Consider the following 20,090-nt stretch of genomic DNA (forward strand, 5'->3'; position numbering starts at 1 on the left):
ACTGAGGATCAGAAAGCTTGTTTGAATCGATGTATTTCATCCGCAGATTATGCACGAATGCTAAGAAATCCGGAGTGCAAATATTAACCAAAAAGAAGATCGTTTTTTGATTTATGAAAGAGATCTATTGTTAACAATAACCAAGCAACTGAGAACTTTGGAGTGTCATAAATTTCTTCTCTTAATCCATATTCTTTTCGTATAGATTTTTCATGTGAAAAATACCTTATTTCAAGTAGCCTTGCTCTTTGAATATATGTTTCTAAAATTTCATTTTGAATATAACTTTTAGTTTTAAAAATTAATTCATCTAAAGTGTAGAGTTCAATATTTGTATTTTTAGTAGCCTCTATTGCACCAGATTGGAAACCAATTTGTGAGATAATAAAACCCTTATCTGCTCCAATATCATCGACTATAGTGCGTAGGGCTAAAACTTTTTCTTTTGGAACTTTTGTTTTCCGATATTTTGCTTCTATCACCCATTTGATATTTGTACCTAAATATTTAGAAGTAACATAAACATCAATATCATGTTCGGTTCGAACACCAGTAATAGTCTCATTGGTAACAGCCTTTACTCCTAGACTACGAAAATGCTGTGCTATTTTTTCCTGAAAATCAAACCAATCTTTCGCCATTTTTTCAATTTATTAAATATGTACTACTATAGATTATATTTTTTAATCAAACCCGCATACAAATTTTAACTCTTTCAAATATATACCTCTCCCTAACCCTCTCCTAAAAGGAGAGGGAAAATTCATTGTGACCCCAATGAAACCATTCATTCCAAACAACTAAAAACTTTAAGCATTCACTATGCTAAAAAGAGCTAAAACTAAAATATTGACAAATCGCTCTATGAAAAAAACTACTTATTAAAATTAAAGTAAATTTAATTTATTGATATTTCACTATCTTTATATAAAATGTGCTCGCTTTTTATAATTTATTAATCTTAGGGGTACAACATGAAAAAATTATTGGTTGCAGCACTAGCAGTTTCGACAGTGGCTTTCACTGGCTGTTCAATCCGTATGGCGGATATGACTGTAGCTTCTACAAAAAACTATAATTTAAACTCAAATCAATTCGTAAAAGGTCAGCGCGTTACTGGTGAAGATAAAGTACCAGTTGTGTTATTCCCACTAGGTATTCCAAATTTCAAAACAGCAATTGACCGTGCTATCGAAAAAGACCGCTGTGCAGTTGCACTTTCAGACGTTGTTATCACTCAACTAAACCAAGCATTCCTTGTTGGTCAAATTGGCTATCGCGTTGAAGGTACACAAGTTATTGACCGTTCACAACCAGAATGCAACAAATAAAATTGTATAAAAAAGCTTCTATTCGTAGAGGCTTTTTTTTTCGTTCAATCACTTCATACCAAAAATCAACTTTAAACCCAGCACTGTCATCACTGCCCCAGCTGCCCGATCAAAACCCGCTTTAAACTTCAAATAGACTTTACGTGGTTTTTCTGCTGACAACGCCACAGCGACCAATGAGCACCACCCTGCATCGATAAAGAAACACAAAACTGGCAATACAAAGTAGAAATACGTCGGAATGTCTTTCGGTAAAAGTGCCGTAAAAATACTGGCTAACACAATTGCAATTTTAGGATTCGACAACTGAGTAATTAAACCAGTGGTAAATGCACGACGGAGTGACATCTGCGAGCTGCTGGCATCACCAACTTCAATCGGTTCTTTGGCATGTTTTATAATTTTAAATGCCATCCAAAGCAAATATAAACCACCGCAAATCTTTAAAGCCAAATAGGCCGAAGGCAATGCCAATAAAAATGCCTGTAAACCGAGGACTGCAAGCAAACCAAAAATTGCTGCACCAGTTCCTGTACCTAATGCAGTAAATAAACCGTGCTGACGTGAAATCGCAATTGAATTTTTCGCCACATATATTGACGTTGGCCCCGGGCTCATTGCACCAAGTAATAGTGCTGCCGCAATCGAGCCTAATATCCAAAATGATTCCACTGTCACACCGTTTTCACTTAAATTCGTGGCAATTTTACAGATAGAATCTCTGAATTTCTCCCTATAATTTGCAGTGTTTATTTTAATTGACCAAATTTTTCACTATAAATAACTTGAATACCGCATTAATCCATCGCATCATCGCTAAAAGTACAAATTAATATCAAGACAATGAAATTAGCCGAAGCCCTACTTTTACGCAGTGACTTACAAACTAAATTGGCATCGCTGCAACAACGAATCAATAACAACGTGCTCATTCAAGAAGGTGATGTACCTAGCGAAGAACCGAATGCTTTAATTCAAGAAGCATTTGCAGTAAATACAGAACTTTATGGTTTAATTGAAAAAATTCACGCCACCAATGCACAAGCTAAAACCAGTTCAGGACGCTGCATGCTTTCAGTGCTCAATGAACGTGATTTATTGACCCAGCAGCATCGTATCTTGCAACAAGCGATTGACAGCTCACGCCGTGAAAATGGTCGTTATAGCTCAAGTGAAATCCGTTGGATTAAAACCATTGCAGTGGCAGATTTACAGAAACAGGCCGATAGCATTAGTCAGCAACTTAGACAAAATAACTTAGAAATTCAGGCATCCAATTGGCAAATAGACCTGATAGATTGACCTGATTTAAGCATTTGAACCACGGTTCATTCCAGTTCGGGCATACTGGGCGAGTACAGAGCCTTTTTAAATGTTTGTAAGGCTTTAATCCAACAAACTAAACTGCAGAAGTAAGACGTCTACTTCAAAATGTTCACACATCTGACGTAGCACACTGCATCTGTGACTCTTTACATGTCACGTCTCACTACCGTGTACTGACAGTATGTCCACCCTATTTTTTATGCACCTATGTGCTAATCGTCATCTGCAGCGGCTTCATTGAGCGCAACATCGTCACGCGGTAATTTATAGTCATGGTCATTTACAGGGACACCACCAATGATCATGGTGCGATGTTCATTTTGAGGACGATGCAATTCGTCTGTCGTATCACAACCCACCATCCAAAAACTGCACAGGCATAGCATAGGCAACACAGCCCGACTTAATTTGCTCATTGAATGCCCTCCATTTTTATAATTATCTTGCTTATAAATTCAGCATAGCATTTTTGTGCAGATATTCACCTTATTTATCTGCCGATTTAGGGTCAATTGTCAGGAATGATGTCTCTATGTCGTTTCCTATACTAATCATAGAATCATATGATATGTGCTGATATAAACGGAATCGTTCTCTTGGAAACTAAATATACTCAACAGGATTTCATCTTCCGCACCTCCCGTTTTACAATGCCTACCTATTTGACCTCTAACCGCCAAGATAACGATCACTAACATGTTTGAATCTATCGCCCACGCCATTCCTGAGCAGACTATTCAATATCAAGGGGTTGATTTGTGTATTAAGCGTTTGGACTTAGTACACCCACAAATATCAGGCAATAAATTTTATAAACTTAAATACAATTTTATTGAGGCGCAGAAATTAGGGGTTAAACACGTGCTTAGCTTTGGGGGCGCTTATTCAAATCACATTGCAGCCACCGCATTTGCCGCACATTTATTTGGATTCGGTAGTCTAGGCATCATCCGTGGGGAAGAATTACAACATCAAGCCCGAAATCCTACTTTAGCTACCGCCGAACAGTTTGGTATGCAGCTCAATTTTGTCACACGCCAACAGTATCGGGAAATGAAACAAGTAGACGCTTTAGCGCAATTACGACAGGAATATCCCGAACATTATGTCATTCCTGAAGGTGGAACCAATGCATTGGCTATCCGTGGCTGTACGGAAATATTAAGTCATGAAAATCAACAAAATTTTGATCTCATCTGCTGTGCCGTCGGTACAGGTGGAACCATAACGGGCTTGATCGAAGCCAGTGCGGAACATCAACATGTTCTTGGCTTTTCAGCGCTCAAAGGTAATTTTCTTTGCGACGATGTTGCTCAATTGACGCAGAAAACCAATTGGAGCATCAGTGATGAATTTTGCTGTGGTGGCTATGCCAAAACAACGCCGGAACTTTTACAATTTATGCAGGACTTTGAACAACGCTATGCGATCCCATTAGAACAAGTTTATACGGCTAAAATGCTGCGAGGTATTTTCAGCATGATTGAGCGGGGTCAGATTACAAACCATCAACGTGTTTTAGTGATCCATACTGGTGGCCTACAAGGTCGCTTGAAAGGTTCAACCGAAGCGCTAAAAAGCGTATAATCCTGCGTCCTTTCTTCCACGCGGAAACCTACCATGTCGCAAAATCAATATGATGTCCTTGTTTTAGGTGCTGGTGCATCAGGCTTAATGACGGCATATAAAGCGGCGCAGCGTGGACGCAAAGTTTTGGTGGTTGAAAAAGCCAATAAAGTTGGCAAAAAGATCCTAATGTCTGGCGGCGGTAAATGCAATTTCACCAATTTGTATGTCGAACCAGAAAATTATATTTCACATAATCCGCACTTTGTTATTTCGGCATTAACTCGCTATACCAACTGGGACTTCATTGGTATGGTCTGCGAATATGGCATTGAGTACGAAGAGCGCAAACATGGGCAGTTATTTACCCAAAATGGTGCAAAAGAAATTCTCGCCATGCTATTGGCAGAATGTGACAAAACGGGCTTGGTGGATATTAAAACCAACTGTGAAGTAAAAGCAGTCAATGCCTTGCCAGAACAAGGCTTTCAAGTGGCAACCAATCTAGGCTATTTTGAAGCAGAATCGGTGGTTATTGCCAGTGGCGGTCTTTCTATTCCTACTTTAGGTGGTTCAGGAATTGGCTATGAGATTGCCAAACAATTTGGTCATTCTGTCTACCCCACTCGCGCTGGCTTAGTACCCTTCACTTTCTCCGATAGTTTTAAAGAAGTCACCACACGCTTGAGCGGCAATGCTGTTGAAGCCACGTTATCGAATGAGTTAAACAGTTTTACTGAGGCTCTACTCTTTACTCACCGTGGTTTAAGTGGCCCAAGCTCATTGCAGCTTTCAAACTACTGGGATGTCGGTCAACGTTTTAACATCAATTTCCTGCCAACTTTAGATGTTTTAGATTTCCTCAAATCTAAGAAATCTAGTCAACCAAAAGTGTTACTGCGCACACTGTTCAATGAACACTTACCGAAAAGCGTGGTTGTGGAATTACAAAATCTGATTTGGCCTGAACAAGCTGAATTAGCCATTGGCAATATCAGTGATGAAAAACTAGAACTCATTGCAAGCCGTTTAGAAAGCTTTGAAGTAAAACCATCAGGCACTGAAGGTTACCGTACTGCTGAAGTTACACTGGGTGGTGTCGATACCACTGAAGTCTCATCAAAAACCATGGAAAGTAAAAAACAGAAAGGCCTGTACTTTATTGGCGAAGTACTCGATGTAACGGGTCATTTAGGTGGATACAATTTCCAATGGGCATGGGCTTCTGCGCATGCAGCTTCTGAATACGTCTGATCTCGACATAGAATTAATTAAATATAACCTGCAGAAGATCTCTGCATAAAAAAAGGGCTGATTCATTCAGCCCTTTTTTTATGCCCGATCTGACTTATTCAAGATAGTCGGTTTTAAATAATGATACTGACGACGACGAAGTTCGTTGAATTGTCATATCCATTTTTTCAACGGCAACTGAAATATGTTGTGGTTGCACGCTTGCGGTTTGTTTGAGTGTCGATACTAAAGTATTGAGCATTGAAATTACCCCCATTTTGCCATCCCTTTGCACGGATCATAAGTGTCATTCATGACAGCAATATGAATCCTAAGTTTTTATATTTTAAGTAATATTCTATATATCACTATTACTTAAAATACCAATTTTCGAGTAAATTTCAATCATTATTTTTGGACTGATTGGTATCATTATTTTCACTTTTTGGCGGTGATTGTTCTGCCTGCTCCAAATTAGTGCGTTTTGGTTTTGCAAAAATAAAGCGTCGTGCGCTTGCCAAAAAACCCACCGTGATCCCTGCAATAATCACTGGGGCTAAAAATTTATTCGGTGCTTTTGCCATACAATATTCCTTATAAAGCATTAAAATCGACCACTTAAGCGTGGCCGATTTTTTTAAAGACAGAATAGTTTAATTTGGATCATCTGGTTTTGGCGGGGTTAAAGGTGCCGAAGGTGCATCGACCTGTTTTTCAGCCTCGCCTGTCGATCCAAATGGATTATTTTGTGGTTGATCACTTGGGTTTACATCCAACTGATCTGGCGTCGCAGTTTCTTTTTCACTGACGCCGGGAGTAGCTTGCTGAATGTTTGGATAGCCATCATCGGTTTTCACCTCAGAAGTCATCACAGATGTTGATGGCGTTGGACTCGCTGCGGACGATGTTTGCGTATTAAAGGTGGTTTTTGCCTTCGCCTGTTCCTGTACTGGATTCGGTTCGTTGGCTTCACGTTTCGCTTTATCGATAAGATCTGATAACAATCGTTCCGCCGGATTGCGACCGCCTAAACCAAAGGCCAAAGCAAATGCAACAGCAACCGCACCAAGCGTTAAACCAAAGGCCAAATTCACGATCGAGTCGGCAATACCCATGGCACGCAAGCCCATGGCTACAACCAAGCCCATAATCAGCACACGGACCAAATTACCTAACCAACGTGAACTGTTATATTCCCCTCGTTGCACCACATTTGCCACAATATTGGCAAGCCAGAAACCCACCACCAAGATTACAGCACCAAGTAAAATACTTGCACCGAACTGGATAAACATAGCAATAAGGGCACTGATTTGCTCAAAGCCTAAACGGTTAGCAGCTTCAGATACCGCAAACAACATGGTGAAAAATACAATGAGGCAACCGACAACATCCGACACTTTGGTTTTGCCCAAAAAGCGTTGAATGTCTAATTTTTCTGGCACAGTATCAACACCTGTACCCGAGATCACATCCACAACTAGACGCGCTACAAAGCGTGACACCACATAGGCCAAGATTAAGATTAAACCTGCGGCAATGATGTTCGGTATCGCATACATGATCTCATGTAACATGGCTGTTGCAGGCTGAGAAATCGCCTCGATACCAAGTGCTTCGAAAGCCACAATTAATGCAGTGATAATGACTATAGCAAAGACAAAATTACCCAAAACTTGAGCAAGTTTTGCGTTTTTAAACATGCCCACTTTTTCGACTTGCTGCTGCAAACTCAAACTGTTCACCAAGCCTTCCACGATACCTCGCACAATCTTCGCCAAAATATAACCCACAAAGACGATGACACCGGCAATAAAGATATTGGGAAGATAAGAAACAACTTCAGTGACCATATTTTGGATTGGGAACAATAGACCGTTCAAACCCAAGATCGATAAAACAATCGGTAGGAAAAGTAACAAAATCAGCCAATATACAATTTCACTGATATTTTGACTGATAGGGCTGACACCAACCTCAGAACTAAGTTTTTCATCGAGTTGGGTTTTATCAAGCAGTTTCTTTGAACCGACTTTGACCAAACTCGCCACGATCCAACCAATAAAACCTACAGCTACCGCAGCCAAGAGCTGTGGAATAAATAACAAGAACTGCTGAATCATATTACTGAATGGGCCACTGACACTGGTCAAATTCAGCACATTGAGCGCACCAATGACGGCAATGATCAAAATAATCCAGAACACTACTCTGGAGACTATATTTTCAACATTGGAACGGTGCCCAGTTGCATTTGAAAGTTTTTGATTTGTACCTAATTGTTGCAGAACTTTTTTGACGCCAGCAGCAATCAATAAAGCAATGACCCAACCTATCAGGAGAATTGCTACTGCACTTAAAATGGGGTGAAACTGTTCCCAATAATACATGGCATCAAAACGGCCACGCGGACCACCCAGATAATCATTCATACGTTCGCCCTCATTGTTATACATGATCTGTTGTTATGTGCATTTTTACGTATGCCGCGATATCACACAGCATTGGTGCTTTAAACTTGAGCTTTCTTTTCCACCTTAGTTTTTGCGTATTTTTTAATCAACCAAAGTATGCATAACTCCAACAAAAGCTCACAATTGAATGTAAAAAAGCCTTGGCATAACCAAGGCTTTATTTGTGTCATTCTGATGAGATGCTTAAGGTTCAGATCTTGCAATCATGTAAATCTGACTCATGTATTTATCATCAATGATCTGTCGCAGTTGCAGTATTTGAATCATTGGCAACAGCTTCATCCCCCGCTGTACCGCTAGTCGTATCATTGGCAGTTGCAGTTTGTGCATTCGGTGCAGGATGATCAGGTGGTGCATCCGAAGCAGACGGTTTCATATCTGCAAACATATAAAACAATAACGCGATTAAGAAGATACCCACTAAAATTAGCATATACACTGGGATACGTTTTTTTTGTGTTGTTTCTTCTGCGCTGGTGGTATGGGGCGGTTTATTAAAATCGTGTGTCATATTCCCCTCGCTATTTTGTTGTTCGTCGTTCACTTTTTATACTAGCAATACAATATCCTTTGTTGTGTGAAGAACAATTACAATCCGTGAAAACATGTAACTTAAAAGATCAGTTCAATTTACATCCGTTTTTCTGTTTAGATAGTTCCCTTAATTTTAGATTTAAAATCAATCGCTAAGGTAAAAATATCGGAGCATGAAATGAATGTACCATTTCAATCGTATTCATTTTCAGAGTATCAAGTGTTGCAAAAATAAATGCTTTTTTGAGCTAGATGGAATTCTCTGCTTTTGATGAATGAAATGAGCTATAATCATGCACCTTATTTTTCACCTGTTATCAAATCTATGGCGTACCATCAACAAGGTGTAACGCTTGATCTTGACACTGACGTCACTCATCAATGTTCCCTTCATTACACTCGTGATCAGCATCTTATTGGCATTATTGAATTTAGTAAGCCAAGTTATGTGTTGAAATGGGGTGATTTGGAATATTTCCGCCGACGTACTGAAGAGTTTTCAGTGATGCCATTCCCTGAATGCATCAATGCGATGGTGATTGATATTCGAAATATTGCGGCTTTTTTAGATAATGAAGTGCCTATTATTCCTTGGCGCTTGCTCGAAGAAGAATGCCCGATTCGCTTAGTTGTTCCCCAAGATCGACTGGAGCACTATGCTGGCTTTTTTGAACCGACTTGGTTGACTTCAGACGTAGACACAGCGATTCAAGAAATTCGTGAATTTATGGATATGTTTGTGCATTAACACGGAGATTAAACTAAAGTTTAATCCCGAAAACCTCCATCTGGAGGTTTTTTTATGCCCTTTTATTTTAATGATTTATTTCACAATCAAATTAATTTAAATGATATTCAACAACTTACAACAAATTTACTTATAAAAAATGTTCATAACGTATCCCATTTCTTAGTAACAATTCGGCAATAAATTTTGCTTGAGCCTTGTTCGATTTATCACCTAAGATGTAGAAAATGATCTCTTTTTTATTGTTGAAACATTCTTAAAAACAAAGCAATAAAACTAAATACGTAACAAGATCATAAAAAGTGGATATTAAATCAGGGTAAAAGGAGTTTTAACGATGACGTCAAAAAAACATTTAGCAACTTTGTTCTGTGCAAGTGCGCTCACTTTAGGGCTTAGCGCATGTAGTGACAATAAAGCACCTACAACGGATAAAGCTGCAGGAAGTGAAGCTGCTGTTTCCGACTCAGGGACTTTAGATAAGATCAAAAAATCGGGCACGATTGTTTTAGGCTATCGCGATTCATCGATTCCATTTTCATATATCGCAGATAATCCAAACCAACCTGTGGGTTATGCGCATGATCTTCAATTAAAAGTAGTTGAAGCAGTAAAAAAACAATTAAATCTTCCCGATTTAAAAATCCGTTATAACTTAGTGACCAGCCAAAACCGAATTCCATTAGTTTCTAATGGCACCGTCGACTTAGAGTGTGGTTCAACCACCAACAATAAAGAACGCCAACAACAAGTTGATTTCTCAACAGGTTTCTTTGAAGTGGGTTCACGCTTACTTACTGCAAAAGACTCTGGGATTAAAGACTTCGCTGACCTTAAAGGTAAAAAATTAGTCACCACGGCAGGAACTACATCTGAGCGTTATATTCGTCAACATGAAAAAGAGTTAGGTATTGGTGAAGTCATTTCTGCCAAAGACCACGCTGAGTCTTTCCTCATGCTACAAAATGGTCGTGCAGCGGCATTTATGATGGATGATATTTTGCTGGCGGGTGAAAAATCGAAAGCCAAAGATCCAAATAAATGGGAAATCGTGGGTACAGCACCGATTCAAGAAATTTATGGTTGTATGCTACGTAAAGGCGATACTGGCTTTAAACAAGTGGTTGATGATGCAATCAAAGCGACCTATAGCTCTGGTGAAATCAATGACATGTATAAAAAATGGTTCCAAACGCCAATTCCACCAAAAAATATCAATTTGAATTTCCCGATGTCTGATCAATTAAAAGCATTGATTAGCAATCCACATGACCGTGACGAATAACTTTCCCTAAACATTCTAAAGATGCTTAAGCCAAACGGATTTTGGCTTAAGCTCATTATAGGGAGTTCCTATGAATTATAGCTGGAATTGGGGTGTGCTGTTCCAATCTACTGGTGTAGGTGATTCGACCTACCTGAATTGGATTTTAATTGGAATCGGCTGGCTGTTTGTCATCGCTTTGGTGGCATGGAGCATTGCGATGGTGCTCGGCAGCATCTTGGGTATTATGCGTACCCTACCGAGTCCTGTAGCACGAGGTATTGGTACGGCCTACGTGACTATTTTCCGAAATGTACCCTTATTGATTCAACTGTTTATTTGGTTCTATGTTGTACCTAACTTCCTCCCTGCTGCGATTAAAAGCTGGTGGATGAATGACCTTGGAGCAAATACGACCGCCTTAATTTCTGCAAGTGTCGGTTTGGGTCTTTTTACAGCTGCACGGGTCTGTGAACAAGTCAGGACAGGTATTGAAGCGCTTCCTTTGGGGCAAACCAATGCTGGTTATGCCATGGGATTTAGCACGACTCAACTTTATCGCTATGTGATCTTACCGCAGTCGTTCCGCACGATTTTGCCACCACTGAGCTCTGAGTTGACCAACTGTGTCAAAAACACCTCAGTTGCGTCTTTGGTCGGTGTCGCAGAAATCATTTCACAGATGAAAACCATCAGTGAATACACGCAAAACACCATCGAAATTTATACCTACGTCACCATTATTTTCATCGTGATCAACATCTGTTTAATTGGTTTCATGAATTTTCTGGAAAAACGCCTACGCGTTCCTGGCTTAATTGCAGGAGATAAATAATGGAATGGCTCAGTTCTTTTATTCAAGACCTCCAAGCGTCTGGCCCTGCGCTATGGCATGGTTTCAGCATCACACTCAAAGTGGTGATCACGGCAACCATTGGTGGTGTCTTTATTGGGACTTTATTGGCGTTGATGCGCCTGTCCTCGATTAAGGCATTTAATATTTTTGCTAAAGGCTATGTGAACCTCTTTCGTTCTATTCCTTTGCTCTTGGTGCTGATGTGGTTCTACTTTGCCGTACCCTTTATCTACACAGGGATCACCGGTAACTATCTGACGATTGATACTGCCCTCGTTTCGAGTATCGTGGCCTTCATGCTATTTGAAGCGGCTTACTTTTCAGAGATTGTCCGTGCCGGGATTCAATCAATTCCTAAAGGTCAAACTTCTGCAGCTTATGCTCTCGGTATGAGTTATAGCCAAGCAATGCGCTTAATTATTTTGCCGCAATCTTTTCGCAAAATGACGCCACTTCTCTTACAACAAACCATCATTCTGTTCCAAGATTCAACCATGGTTTATGCCATCGGACTGTTAGACTTTTTCCGCACCAACTATGTTCGAGGCGACCTTATGTCATTGTTAACTCAATACATTCTGTTTGCTGGTTTGGTGTATTTCACTATTAGTATGATCGCTACCTATGCAGTTAAAAAATTACAACGGAGGTTAAGTGTATGACCGATCAAAAAACGATGATTGACCTCCAAAATGTCAGTAAATGGTATAAAGATTTTCAAGTGCTTACCGATTGCACGACTCAAATTAAACAAGGTGAAGTGGTTGTGGTGTGTGGGCCTTCTGGCTCAGGTAAATCAACGCTCATTAAAACCGTCAATGGACTTGAGCCTTTTCAGGCCGGTACGATTTTAGTCGACGGTATTTCCATTAATGACCCAAAAACCGATTTAAATAAATTGCGTAGTCGTGTCGGCATGGTATTCCAGCACTTTGAATTGTTTCCACATTTATCCATTACCGAAAACCTGACTATTGCGCAGGTTAAAGTCTTGGGTCGATCAGAAGCCGAAGCCAAGAAAAAAGGTTTGGCTTATTTAGACCGTGTGGGTTTAAGTGCGCATGCCGCTAAATTCCCTGCACAATTATCAGGTGGACAGCAACAACGTGTTGCCATTGCACGTGCGCTCAGTATGGACCCGATTGCCATGTTGTTTGATGAGCCGACTTCGGCACTTGATCCAGAGATGATTAACGAAGTGCTTGATGTCATGGTGGGTCTTGCCAAAGAAGGTATGACCATGATGTGTGTAACCCATGAGATGGGCTTTGCTCGTCAGGTTGCAGACCGAGTGATCTTTATGGATCAAGGAAAAATTGTAGAAGACTGCAGCAAAGATGATTTCTTTAATGCTCCTCGTGGTGAACGAGCGCAGCAGTTCTTAAATAAAATTCTGCATTAACATCAAAACGTTTATTTAACTGATGTTACGAAGTAACATCAGAAGCGTAATTTGATTCAAATAAAAGTACGATACGCGGTAACGTCATCCGCAAGTGTTTGAGATAGGAATTCTTCTAATCAAAAATGTTTTTGCGATACTTTAGATAATTAGACGCTAGTGAACGAGTTTTGCGGTGAGGAGCACTGCTCCGCAAGATGGTTTCCTTGCGAAGCTTCGCTTCTCATTTTGCCTAATGAGAAGCGTGCTTCGTAAGAGTACCTCCAGCCGAAGGCTAATCACTTTATTCATTCCCTTGATGTAAGACTCCGTCGAATTGGCTTAACAATCATTTTAAAAATGCAAAATTACTTTTGCATGCATAACATCAGTTATTTATTTTCCGAAAATAAAAAAGCTCATCCATCGATGAGCTTTTTTTCATGGCACCTTACCAATAGTTTTCTACAGCAATATTACCTTCACCACGGCGGTTCATGGTCAAACCACGCGCCTTTAATGCTGCCTTGGTGTCATCAACCATTTGTGGATTACCACACAACATGACATGCGTCGTTTCCACATTAAACGCTAAGCCTGCCGCCTGTTCTAACTCGCCATTTTCAATTAAAACTGGTAAACGATCATGCAGCAGTGCATTTGGATCACGTGTCACAATAGGTATAAATTTAAAACCCGTATGCCCTTCGCCAAAGGTCTCAGCGATTTCTTGAATCCGCTCTACATAAGCCAGTTCTGATACGGTGCGCACACTGTAGACTAAATTAATTTTTTCGTATTTAGACCACGTTTCAAAGTCTTGTAGCATCGATAAAAATGGTGCTAGACCCGTTCCTGTTCCCAACAGCCATAAGTCCTTTGGCAATGGCAACTGATAACGCGCCAAGGTAAGGAAACCATATGGAACTTTTTCTAAATACAGCTCATCGCCCACTTGTAGATGCTGCAAATTTGAAGTAAACGCACCATCTGGAACGACGATAGAGAAAAATTCTAAAGTTTCATCAAAGGGTGACGACACCACAGAATAGGCACGAACCACCAATTCATCGCCCACTTTCAAGCCAATTCGTGCGAATTGACCAGCGGTAAATTTAAAATGTGCTGGGCGTGTCATGGTAAAACTGAACAAAGTATTGGTCCAACGATGTACAGATAAAACCTTTTCTAAGCTAAATTTTTCAATTGACATGATTTGAACGTGGCGTGACAGACTGTGCTCATGTTAGCATGACAGCATAATTTATTAATATTTTTTAAATGTTAAGGCCTGATTCATGCGCATGACTTTACGCCAGTTGGCTGTTTTTGTAGCAGTCGCTCAAGAAGGTACCGTTACCAAAGCCAGTGATGCTGTCAAACTTACTCAAAGTGCAGCAAGTATGGCATTGGCAGACCTCGAAGATGGTCTCGGTGCTCCACTGTTTGACCGACTTGGTAAACGCTTGCAATTGAATGACTTGGGTCGTTTTTTATTGCCACAAGCTTTGGAAATTTTAGGGCGCTGCGAAGCTTTTGAACAAGCAGCCAAAGGCGAACTACAAAGTATTGATCTGCGTTTAGGTGCGACCCTAACCATCAGTGACTACTTGATGCCAGACCTCATGGCAGATTTCTTACAAATTCAGCCTCAAGCACATTTACAACTTCAAGTCGGCAATACCCGCCAAATGATTGAAGCGGTAAACCAATTTCAGTTGGATTTGGCCTTAATTGAAGGTTCATGCCACCTGCCACAGCTACAATGTATTCACTGGCGTGACGATGAACTTGCGGTGTGCTGTTCACCAGAGCACCCTTTAGCGAAGCTGGATCGTACACTCACTGCGGCTGACTTTGATAACGTGGAATGGATCTTACGAGAAGAAGGGTCAGGCACACGTGAAGTATTTGATAACGCAATTTTAAAAGACCTGCCAGATGCCAATATTCGTTTAACTTTAGGTCATAACGAAGCCATTTTAAAAATCGTGGCGGGTGGTCTTGGTATGTCATGTATTTCTAAACTGGCGATTGAGCCTTTACGTGAAAAAGGTCAATTGGTGGTTTTAGATACGCCGTTCTGGCAACTTGCCCGTCCATTATTCATGTTGGTACATCGTCAGAAATACCAAGGACCAGGGCTCAAAGCCTTTATGCAATTTTGTGAAAAATCTGTATAAATAAAAAAGCGCCTAATGGCGCTTTTTTTTTATTTATTAAATTGTCGTTCGCAAGGTATTCCGTCGTTGTTTCCGTCCATTTTTGTGCCTGGACAATGTTGAAGAAAATAGACCGCTTCTTCATAAGATTTCATCTGACTACAATGTGTACGCCCATCACAACTAAATTGTGCTTTCTCTGCCGCCCTTGGCGTATCACTTGAAGCATGAGCTGGCACAGTGTCTCGAACAACTGACTGAGCTTGCGTTGAAGCTGTGCCGTATAGATTTTTTTCACCTTGCTCCGACAGCACCCGATCGGGTAAATTCCCCTGTGCTTTACGTTGTTCTTTTACAATATTTTCATTTTCTTGCATGAGCTGTTGTAAATGTAGTTGCTTCTGTTCTTGGTACTGCTGATATTTCCCATAAACAGCCACAGCGAATACCACAATTACAATAAGTCCAATCATGCTGATGATTTTACTGCCCCAGACTGTGCCTTTGGCTGTATCGTGAGGCGTAACTTGGTCGTTCACTCGATCTAGCATTGATTCAAATGACGGATTTATCTGTTCATGAGTGGACTGCTCTTTTTTCAAATCTAAACGGATGATATTTACCGCTTTAAATTTACCTTGATCTGCTTCAATCCTGTATTTGAGATTTTCTCCAACACGTGGTTCGATGTGTCGGCTAGGAAAATCACGAATATGAAAAAATAAGTCCTTTGCTTGATCTTGTTGTATAAATCCAAAGCCGCGCTCAACGTTATAGCTTTTGATTTTCCCCTCTTTAAACATAAAAATTGTCTCTCATCTTTTCTTTTAATACTCTTATGATAATAAAAAAAGAGACCCTATAGACCTCTTTTTCAATTTCAAAGATTTCCATGAAATCTTACAATCACATTATTTACGCAAATTCGAAAGCAAAGCTGAAGTAATTGACTGGTTATTTGCCACTACTTTAGATTTTTTAGCTTTTGCAGATTTGTCTTCTTCACGCTCAATGTTTATGGCTTTATAACGATCACCATTTTTCACCACATTAAATTTCACACGATCATTACGTTTTGGCTCGACACCATCTGCGGGAAAGTCAGAGATATGGAAAAATACATCACCTTCTTCACATGAAAGAAAGCCAAAGCCCTTTTCAGGATTGTACTGCTTCACTTTACCTTTATATTGTTCGGACTTCATAAAGTACCCTATTCCATTTATTCCAATGTCTTTAGTATATAAAAAAGAGGCTATAAAAGCCTCTTTTCTGTTCATGATGCAAAAATTATTCTTTTTGAACTGAACCGAAAATTTTATCGCCTGCATCGCCAAGACCAGGAACGATATAACCGTTTTCATTTAAACCTTGGTCTACAGATGCTGTATAAATGGTCACATCTGGGTGAGCTTCATTCACACGTTTAATGCCTTCTGGAGCTGCTACAAGCACCATGACACGAATATCTTTACAACCACTGGCTTTTAGAACGTCAATAGCAGCGACGAGCGATGAACCTGTTGCAAGCATTGGGTCAATAATCATGGCTAAACGGTTTTGTACGTCTGGTACTAATTTTTTGTAGTAAGTACGCGCTTCTAAAGTTTCTTCATCACGCTCTAAACCCAATACAGATACTTTCGCACTTGGAATCAGGTTTAAGAAACCATCCAACATACCAATACCTGCACGTAAAATCGGTACGACTGTTATTTTTTTACCGGCAATACGATCTACAATTACTTTACCATTCCAACCATCAATTTCATGATCGACCATTGGTAAATCTTTCGTTGCTTCATAAGTCAGAAGCATAGTCACTTCTTGAGCAAGCTCACGGAAGTTTTTAGTACTAATATCTGCACGACGAAGTAAGCCGAGTTTATGTCGGATTAAAGGATGACGGATTTCATGGATAGCCACGGGAGAACACCTAAAAGGTTAAGATAAAATTTCAACCATTATAAAGCTATTTAACAAATGATAAAAATAAAAAAGCCCCCTTTACAGGAGGCTTTTTTGTAATAAGCAAATTAATTGCTTAATTCATTAGTTAAATCCACTTTGAATTAAGCTAAAAATGAACTGTTGTAATTCAGGTGAGATCGCAAAGTATGCCACTTGAGATACTGCAATGATTGGATCTGGATATACACCGATCAACAACACAAGTGCAGCTGCGCCAAGCACCATAATACCACCCACTTTTTGACCCCAATGATCAACAGCGTCGATACGTGGGTTTTCTGGTGGAGTCATGTACATCACAATCATCACACGTAGGTAGTAGTACAAACCGATACCTGAACCAAGGATCACCATTGCAGCTAAGAACCATGAACCACCAGCAACTGCTGTTTTGATCACAAGGAACTTACCAATAAAGCCAGCTGTTAATGGGATACCTGCAAGAGATAACATCATGACAGTGAGTGTTGCAGTCAACACTGGACGACGCCAGAACAAACCACGGTACTCAGCAAGACTACCTGCTTCGTCTTTGTTGTTGTAAGGGCTAGACATCAGTGTCACAACACCGAACGCACCAATCGTTGTTAATACATAAGTAATCACATAAACGTTGACGCTGCTGAATGTTGCAAAGCCTTGTACTTGAACAAAGTCAGTATTACGTGCACTGACAATCGCAACAAGTAAGTAACCAAAGTGAGCGATTGAAGAGTATGCAAGGATACGTTTCAAGTTCACTTGACGTACTGCTAGTAAGTTACCCGCAAGGATAGACAATACTGCAATGATGGTCACGATCGTGATGAAGCTGTCAGAAAGGATTAAGCCAGAAGCCAAGAAGTAACGAACGAATAGACCGATCATTGCCACTTTAGCCACAGTCGCTAAGAATGTCGCGATTGGCGCTGGCGCACCTGCATACACGTCTGGTGTCCATTTGTGGAATGGCGCAAGAGACAATTTAAATGCAACAGCAAAGACAATCAGTGCAAGACCAAGGACTACACCCGGTTGGCTGAATGTTGTGAACATTTTGCCTGGTTCAGCAACGAATGCCATTGTACCTGTGTACGCATATACATAAGCCATACCCATCAACAACATCGCAGAAGCAGTTGCTGAAAGCACCAAGTATTTCACACCCGCTTCAAGCGACTGTGAACGTTGGTGTGTATAAGCCAATAGGCCGTATACAGGAATCGACATTAGTTCAAGGCTGATAAAGAATGACGCATAGTGAGAACTTGCAACCATTAACAATGCACCTGTTACAGAGCACAGCATCAAGATATAAAGTTCTTCACGGTTATCTTTATAGGTTTCGATATACGCATGTGACAATGTGCAGCAAGCAAGTGCTGCAATCAAAATCACGAATTGGTACAACATCGTAAATGGATCTACGATGAACAAATTCATTACGTTTGCAGGTGCATACTGCCCTGCAACGAAAACAAAAATAATATAAAAGGCTGCAAGGTTCAGACCGATAACGGAAGTCGTTGCAACTAAATTGTGGTTACGCTTGATTGCAATTAGCAACATCACGACGATCGCAGTTAAAGCCACGATCATCACAGGAGCTAATGGCATAAGCTCAGAAAATGACATTGTGAAGTCCATGGCTTATTGCATCTCCACATTTTCAGGTTGTACAGCAATCTGCTGCACAACATCAACGACTTCTTGAACTGGGATATAGCTATTTGCAATCCACGCCATGCTTGAATTTGAAATATCAAGGAAGCTTTGTGGGAATAGACCAAGCCATACTAGACCAAGAGCACAGATTAAAAGAATCACAACTTCACGCGCATTTAAGTCTTTCAACGGATTTGCGTAATGCTGTTTTTGTTCTTCGTTTGGTGTACCAAACAACGCTTTGTGGATCAGGATTAAACCGTAAAGACCGGCAAATACTAAGCTTACTGCAGCAAGGATTGTATACACAGGGAACTTGTCATAAGAACCCATCAAGATCAGGAATTCACCGATGAAGTTACCTAGACCCGGAATACCTACAAGTGCCGCAACAAAGAACATTAAGAAGAATGAAAGGTATTGGAACTGACCACGAATACCGCCCATCAAACGCATGTCACGTGTATGCAGACGTTCGTAAACCTGACCACACATAATGAACAATGCAGCAGAAGATAGACCGTGAGCCAGCATCATAATCATCAAGCCTTGGAATGTCAGGATGTTACCTGCATACAAGGCAAGAAGTACGAAGCCCATGTGCGAAATAGATGTGTACGCAAGCAGACGTTTCATGTCTGTTTGTTGGAATGCACACCATGCACCGTAGAAAATACCGATTAGACCAAGAATGATCGCGATGTCAGCAAACTGAGCAGATGCTACTGGGAAGAATGGTATTACGAAACGTAAAAGACCATAAGCCGCAGTTTTAATCAAGATACCTGCAAGGTCGACAGAACCCGCTGTAGGTGCTTGCGCATGTGCATCTGGTAACCAGCCGTGTAATGGGAAAACTGGAAGTTTTACCGCAAAACCAATGAACATACAGATCATGAATGCATAGGCAAGTGCTGGAGCTTTCGCCTCAACAGTGTGTGCAACACTCATCAAGAAGTCATAGTTAAAGCTGATTTGACCGTGAAGTTGGAAGCCAACAACCACTAGACCCAAGATACCGATCAACATGATCAGACCCGCAACCTGAGTATAGATAAAGAATTTAGTTGCAGCGTAAACGCGTGACTTACCTTCTGCCCCTTTATGACCCCAAAGTGCGATCAAGAAGTAGATTGGTACCAGCATCATCTCCCAGAAGAAGAAGAATAGGAACATGTCAATCGCTAAGAATACACCGATCACACCACCTAAAGACCACAGTAGGTTTAAGTGGAAGAAACCAACGTTCTTTTGAATCTCACCCCATGAACAGCCGACCGCAAGTACACCCAGTAATGCAGTTAAACCTACCATAAGCAGTGAAAGACCATCCACCGCAAGGTGAATGTTAATCCCTAAAGTGGTAATCCACGGTAGGTTAAATTGAGCGGCCCACTGTGGAGCTTGTGTACCCAACTCGTAGTTATAAGTACCGCTTTGCCATAAAACGACGGTTAACACCAACGTTAATAGCATACCAATTAAGGCAATATAGCGTGGTAAGTGCTTGTCGAGTTTATCGACAAGCCAGCATACAAAACCTGCAATGAACGGAATAAGGATCAGAGCGGGTAGAATTAAATTGTTTGGAGTTTCCATT

General features: G+C 40.5%; 22 protein-coding genes. 10 read left to right on the plus strand and 12 right to left on the minus strand.

The genetic code is table 11. The features are described 5' to 3' along the window. Positions 1–83: 83 nt before the first annotated feature. The gene (locus FTU36_RS05475; protein ID WP_180117010.1) at positions 84–641 is read right to left on the minus strand and encodes a restriction endonuclease; all 558 of its coding nucleotides are present in this window, start codon (positions 639–641) and stop codon (positions 84–86) included. Between the two features lie 333 nt (positions 642–974). On the opposite strand from FTU36_RS05475, the gene FTU36_RS05480 reads away from it, so the two are divergent. After that, entirely contained in the window at positions 975–1,331 is a 357-nt protein-coding gene (locus FTU36_RS05480) for a hypothetical protein (RefSeq protein WP_067764607.1), read from the plus strand. A 48-nt stretch (positions 1,332–1,379) separates the two neighbouring features. On the opposite strand, the gene FTU36_RS05485 is transcribed toward FTU36_RS05480, so the two are convergent. Further along, the gene (locus FTU36_RS05485) at positions 1,380–2,003 is read right to left on the minus strand and encodes a LysE family translocator (protein ID WP_180117011.1); all 624 of its coding nucleotides are present in this window, start codon (positions 2,001–2,003) and stop codon (positions 1,380–1,382) included. 171 nt (positions 2,004–2,174) lie between these two features. On the opposite strand from FTU36_RS05485, the gene FTU36_RS05490 reads away from it, so the two are divergent. Then, positions 2,175–2,633, plus strand: a complete 459-nt coding sequence (locus FTU36_RS05490) for a DIP1984 family protein (RefSeq protein ID WP_180117013.1) — start codon at positions 2,175–2,177, stop codon at positions 2,631–2,633. Between the two features lie 236 nt (positions 2,634–2,869). Here FTU36_RS05490 and FTU36_RS05495 read toward each other — a convergent pair whose 3' ends face one another. Next, positions 2,870–3,073, minus strand: a complete 204-nt coding sequence (locus tag FTU36_RS05495) for an NF038215 family lipoprotein (RefSeq protein WP_180009849.1) — start codon at positions 3,071–3,073, stop codon at positions 2,870–2,872. Between the two features lie 280 nt (positions 3,074–3,353). Here FTU36_RS05495 and FTU36_RS05500 point away from each other — a divergent pair, with 280 nt between their 5' ends. Beyond that, complete coding sequence (locus FTU36_RS05500; protein ID WP_180117015.1) at positions 3,354–4,244, plus strand: 1-aminocyclopropane-1-carboxylate deaminase/D-cysteine desulfhydrase; 891 nt, start codon at positions 3,354–3,356, stop codon at positions 4,242–4,244. Positions 4,245–4,277: 33 nt separating this feature from the next. Beyond that, complete coding sequence (locus tag FTU36_RS05505; RefSeq protein WP_180064031.1) at positions 4,278–5,477, plus strand: NAD(P)/FAD-dependent oxidoreductase; 1,200 nt, start codon at positions 4,278–4,280, stop codon at positions 5,475–5,477. Positions 5,478–5,857: 380 nt separating this feature from the next. On the opposite strand, the gene FTU36_RS05510 is transcribed toward FTU36_RS05505, so the two are convergent. The 3 genes from FTU36_RS05510 to FTU36_RS05520 all read right to left on the minus strand — a co-directional run bounded on the left by FTU36_RS05510 (position 5,858) and on the right by FTU36_RS05520 (position 8,441). Continuing rightward, complete coding sequence (locus FTU36_RS05510; RefSeq protein WP_180117017.1) at positions 5,858–6,040, minus strand: hypothetical protein; 183 nt, start codon at positions 6,038–6,040, stop codon at positions 5,858–5,860. A 69-nt stretch (positions 6,041–6,109) separates the two neighbouring features. Continuing rightward, entirely contained in the window at positions 6,110–7,888 is a 1,779-nt protein-coding gene (locus FTU36_RS05515; RefSeq protein ID WP_180117019.1) for a mechanosensitive ion channel, read from the minus strand. Between the two features lie 274 nt (positions 7,889–8,162). After that, positions 8,163–8,441 carry a hypothetical protein gene (locus FTU36_RS05520; protein WP_078191085.1) on the minus strand — a complete coding sequence of 93 codons (279 nt, stop codon included), beginning with the start codon at positions 8,439–8,441 and terminating at the stop codon, positions 8,163–8,165. A gap of 348 nt (positions 8,442–8,789) precedes the next feature. Between FTU36_RS05520 and FTU36_RS05525 the strand changes: the two genes are divergently transcribed. From FTU36_RS05525 to FTU36_RS05545, 5 genes are all read left to right on the plus strand, one after another. Continuing rightward, on the plus strand, positions 8,790–9,212 hold the full coding sequence (locus FTU36_RS05525) for a hypothetical protein (RefSeq protein ID WP_078191199.1): 423 nt from the start codon (positions 8,790–8,792) through the stop codon (positions 9,210–9,212). A 337-nt stretch (positions 9,213–9,549) separates the two neighbouring features. After that, the gene (locus FTU36_RS05530; RefSeq protein ID WP_180004747.1) at positions 9,550–10,497 is read left to right on the plus strand and encodes a transporter substrate-binding domain-containing protein; all 948 of its coding nucleotides are present in this window, start codon (positions 9,550–9,552) and stop codon (positions 10,495–10,497) included. A gap of 70 nt (positions 10,498–10,567) precedes the next feature. After that, entirely contained in the window at positions 10,568–11,311 is a 744-nt protein-coding gene (locus FTU36_RS05535; protein WP_168378571.1) for an amino acid ABC transporter permease, read from the plus strand. Next, positions 11,311–11,994, plus strand: coding sequence for an ABC transporter permease subunit (locus tag FTU36_RS05540; RefSeq protein WP_078191088.1), 684 nt, complete (start codon positions 11,311–11,313; stop codon positions 11,992–11,994). Before FTU36_RS05535 ends, FTU36_RS05540 begins: the two co-directional genes overlap by 1 nt. Then, positions 11,991–12,734, plus strand: coding sequence for an amino acid ABC transporter ATP-binding protein (locus tag FTU36_RS05545; RefSeq protein WP_078191089.1), 744 nt, complete (start codon positions 11,991–11,993; stop codon positions 12,732–12,734). Before FTU36_RS05540 ends, FTU36_RS05545 begins: the two co-directional genes overlap by 4 nt. 430 nt (positions 12,735–13,164) lie before the next feature. On the opposite strand, the gene FTU36_RS05550 is transcribed toward FTU36_RS05545, so the two are convergent. After that, complete coding sequence (locus tag FTU36_RS05550) at positions 13,165–13,926, minus strand: ferredoxin--NADP reductase (protein ID WP_180064027.1); 762 nt, start codon at positions 13,924–13,926, stop codon at positions 13,165–13,167. An 85-nt stretch (positions 13,927–14,011) separates the two neighbouring features. Here FTU36_RS05550 and gigC point away from each other — a divergent pair, with 85 nt between their 5' ends. Beyond that, entirely contained in the window at positions 14,012–14,896 is an 885-nt protein-coding gene (gene gigC, locus FTU36_RS05555) for a LysR family transcriptional regulator GigC (protein WP_180117021.1), read from the plus strand. A 29-nt stretch (positions 14,897–14,925) separates the two neighbouring features. On the opposite strand, the gene FTU36_RS05560 is transcribed toward gigC, so the two are convergent. From FTU36_RS05560 to nuoM, 5 genes are all read right to left on the minus strand, one after another. Beyond that, positions 14,926–15,678, minus strand: a complete 753-nt coding sequence (locus FTU36_RS05560; protein WP_180117023.1) for a cold shock domain-containing protein — start codon at positions 15,676–15,678, stop codon at positions 14,926–14,928. A gap of 108 nt (positions 15,679–15,786) precedes the next feature. Continuing rightward, positions 15,787–16,080, minus strand: coding sequence for a cold shock domain-containing protein (locus tag FTU36_RS05565; RefSeq protein WP_078192288.1), 294 nt, complete (start codon positions 16,078–16,080; stop codon positions 15,787–15,789). An 85-nt stretch (positions 16,081–16,165) separates the two neighbouring features. Then, complete coding sequence (gene upp / locus FTU36_RS05570) at positions 16,166–16,801, minus strand: uracil phosphoribosyltransferase (protein ID WP_180117025.1); 636 nt, start codon at positions 16,799–16,801, stop codon at positions 16,166–16,168. Between the two features lie 126 nt (positions 16,802–16,927). Next, complete coding sequence (gene nuoN / locus FTU36_RS05575; protein WP_078191095.1) at positions 16,928–18,472, minus strand: NADH-quinone oxidoreductase subunit NuoN; 1,545 nt, start codon at positions 18,470–18,472, stop codon at positions 16,928–16,930. 3 nt (positions 18,473–18,475) lie between these two features. Beyond that, positions 18,476–20,089, minus strand: coding sequence for an NADH-quinone oxidoreductase subunit M (nuoM, locus tag FTU36_RS05580; RefSeq protein WP_078192291.1), 1,614 nt, complete (start codon positions 20,087–20,089; stop codon positions 18,476–18,478). Position 20,090 lies beyond the last annotated feature (1 nt).

Source organism: Acinetobacter sp. YH12096, assembly GCF_013419215.1.
Taxonomy (GTDB): Bacteria; Pseudomonadota; Gammaproteobacteria; order Pseudomonadales; family Moraxellaceae; genus Acinetobacter; species Acinetobacter amyesii.